This window comes from Bacillus cereus group sp. BfR-BA-01381 (assembly GCF_022663555.1).
In the GTDB taxonomy this organism is placed as follows: domain Bacteria; phylum Bacillota; class Bacilli; order Bacillales; family Bacillaceae_G; genus Bacillus_A; species Bacillus_A pacificus.
Genome location: NZ_JAKUFR010000183.1, coordinates 1 through 2,860, shown reverse-complemented (window position 1 = coordinate 2,860; position 2,860 = coordinate 1). Strand labels below are relative to the sequence as shown.

Sequence of the window (2,860 nt, the reverse complement as noted above, 5' to 3'; positions counted from 1 at the left end):
TATTTATGGGATGGAATAATAATTTTCGAGATTGTGATAGATTTTGGGATGATTTAATGTTCGGCAGATGCAGACACAGAGATTGTGATGACAGTCGTTGTAGACGTGATCATGAACGTGATCATGATCATGATGATCGTCGAAATTGGTAAATTCTTTGGAAAGAGTGCTTTGAAGAAAAGCGCTCTTTTTTGTTCAGGGATAATAGGGAAAATAAAAAAAGAGAGCTAATGCTCTCTTTTTTTGGATGTGGTAATTAATCACAAATTGGTATTCCAAGCACTCTTAGAGCCAATGCTACTTGAAGCGAAATCTCTAATCTAGCAATTTCGATACCAGCTACTGAAAGAACTAAAAAAGGTTGTCCATTTACAAATACAACGCAACTATCCATGGTTACGCCTCCTTTCTAGCAATCTACTATAGTATATGAAGGGATTATTAATATGTAATAGTTGAATTAATTGATTTTATAGAATTAATAGATTAGTCCATTTAAACAAAACAAAAGGTCTAGAGAAAGTGAAAAATTAAAAAAGATTTATTATTGTTGAATTAAGAATTTGAGTTACTGGACTGCAACAAACGATTAATGAATTAACACGAAGAGTAATTATGTTAGAAAGGAATTAGTAATGAAAGTTGATACAAATCATGTTCAAGAAATAGTCAAAAAATCTATGGTAATTAAAAAGATTAACGACAATAAATCGGTAGGGATGGATTGTAAAGTTGGGTATGTAAAGAGAAGCCCACATAGTACGAGTAGCCGTTTACTCAGAAGAGTCCGTATAGCATCTTATATTTGGGAGATTAAATCTGAAATGGTTGAAAATGTATTTAGGGAAGCGATAGATGTAAGGAATGAGAAAATTAAGATTGCTTTTGCAAATACGAAAAAAGGTCCTGTTGTTTCCAACAGGACCTTTCCTAAAATGGCAAAGAGTAACTCTTACCTTACTCTTCTCGTATATAATACATGAAAAAGATAGATGTGTATACAACAAGAAATTCCAATATAATTATTCGAATATAGTGTTTAAAAATAAAGGAGTGGAATTTAAAATAAGGAATTAAATTACAAACGTTGATTTATCAATTGGTTTGAATGTTTTTCTATCAACTGGTAGTAAATAAAGTGATATTGAGATAATAAGATATGTAATTTTGCATACCGGATTGTCAAGTTGAATAAGGGGGTAAATGATACGGAAGTTGAAGGAGAGTAATACTGAAATTTCATTTGCCTGTTTACTGTGTGAAATAAATTCATTTGAATAGAAGCAAAAATAGAGGTTTGCCTTAGACATTTATGAAGGTTAAGAATATTTATAAAGAAAGGAGTAAATACACAGGTCCAATTTTTGTAATGATGGAGGGAATTGATGTGGACATAACTCAAAGTATGGCGCGAATAGTGGTTAATGGGAAAGATCTTCCGTTTAATTTAGTTAGAACTTCTGTATGGAATCAAGGGCCTGTAAATGATTTAATTGTTTCAACAAACCAAAGAGTCGAAGAGTTTTATCAATTCATGTGGTCACAAGTGCCAATTACACTTGCGATGTATTTTCTTCAAGGAGCGGACTTAATGAGGTTTGCTAGAATTATTGGGATTAATCAAAGTGTAACGGGAGAATATATTTATCATTTTTCTTGGGGATAAAACGAATATAATGTAGCATAACAGCTGCTTTTTTATTTTGTGAAATTTTATAGGGTGGTGAATAGGAGGTTATGAAAATAAGGTTAGAGCGTGATATAGATAATTTGTGAATCTATTTAAGCTCGTAAAGATACTCGGTTACTTCTTTTAATACAATGGGTTTTACAAACAAATGTATAGAAGTATACATAAGATAATATGAAATTTTTAAGGAGCACAAAAAATAAAAAACAGAGAGACATATTTTTTGTCCCTCTGTTTTTTATATTATTCACAAATAGTTCCGGTTGCTATACCAGTTGGGGCAACACCTACTGGAACCGTATCTATAACCGTATTTGTAGCAGTATTGATAACAGAAACAGTATTACTACCTTGGTTTGTAACGTATGCGAGGGTGCCGTCTGGTATGATCGTTACTTGATCCGGCGATAAAGCAACAGGAATTGTATCCATTACAGTATTTGTCGCCACACTTATTACTGATACATTATTACTTACTTTATTTACAACGTAAATACGAGTGCCATCTGGTGTAATATCTATACCAACCGGTTCAGAACCTACGCTAATTGTATTAACAACGGAATTCGTAGTGGTGTCAATAACAGAAACAGTATTGCTATTTTGATTTGTGACATAGGCACGAGTGCCATCTAGTGTAAAGACGATTATTCTAGGACGAATGCCAACAGGAATGGTAGCGATAACTGTATTCGTAGCAGTATCAATAACAGAAATATTGTTGCTTAATTCGTTTGCAACATATGCAAAGGCCCCATTTGGAGAAACAGTGATTCCTTGTGGAGCGTTGCCAACAGGAATGGTAGCAACAACTGTGTTAGTAGCAGCATTAATAACAGAGACCGTATTGTTACCGTGATTTCCAACATAAACAGTTGTGTTATTTGGAGAAACAGCTACACCGATTGGATTAGATCCAACAGGGATGGTAGCAATAACTGTATTCGTAGCCGTATTAATAACAGAAACGGTATTAGAAAAAATATTAGTAACATAAGCGCGAGTCCCATTTGGAGAAACGGTTACTTCGAGAGGTGCATTACCTACAGTGATTGTAGCAACAACTGTATTTGTTCCGGTGTTAATTACAGATACTGTATCATTTGTTGGATCATCTATGGCTCCTGCGTTTGTAACATAAACAAGGAAATTACATGCAGGTCCAGTCGG

The 2,860-nt window shown here is 33.8% G+C and carries 4 protein-coding genes; 2 read left to right on the top strand and 2 right to left on the bottom strand.

Annotated features, from left to right (window positions below; all coding sequences use genetic code 11):
- Window positions 1–256: 256 nt before the first annotated feature.
- Window positions 257–394 carry a DUF3956 domain-containing protein gene (locus tag MR079_RS28050; RefSeq protein ID WP_000376554.1) on the bottom strand — a complete coding sequence of 46 codons (138 nt, stop codon included), beginning with the start codon at window positions 392–394 and terminating at the stop codon, window positions 257–259.
- A 241-nt stretch (window positions 395–635) separates the two neighbouring features.
- On the opposite strand from MR079_RS28050, the gene MR079_RS28045 reads away from it, so the two are divergent.
- Both MR079_RS28045 and MR079_RS28040 read left to right on the top strand, forming a co-directional pair.
- Window positions 636–983 (top strand): terminase small subunit, encoded by a 348-nt coding sequence (locus MR079_RS28045; protein ID WP_139867275.1) that lies wholly within the window; start codon window positions 636–638, stop codon window positions 981–983.
- A gap of 329 nt (window positions 984–1,312) precedes the next feature.
- The gene (locus tag MR079_RS28040; RefSeq protein WP_087952446.1) at window positions 1,313–1,666 is read left to right on the top strand and encodes a hypothetical protein; all 354 of its coding nucleotides are present in this window, start codon (window positions 1,313–1,315) and stop codon (window positions 1,664–1,666) included.
- Between the two features lie 267 nt (window positions 1,667–1,933).
- On the opposite strand, the gene MR079_RS28035 is transcribed toward MR079_RS28040, so the two are convergent.
- On the bottom strand, window positions 1,934–2,860 hold a 927-nt coding region (locus tag MR079_RS28035; protein WP_242295058.1), incomplete at its 5' end, for a YVTN family beta-propeller repeat protein.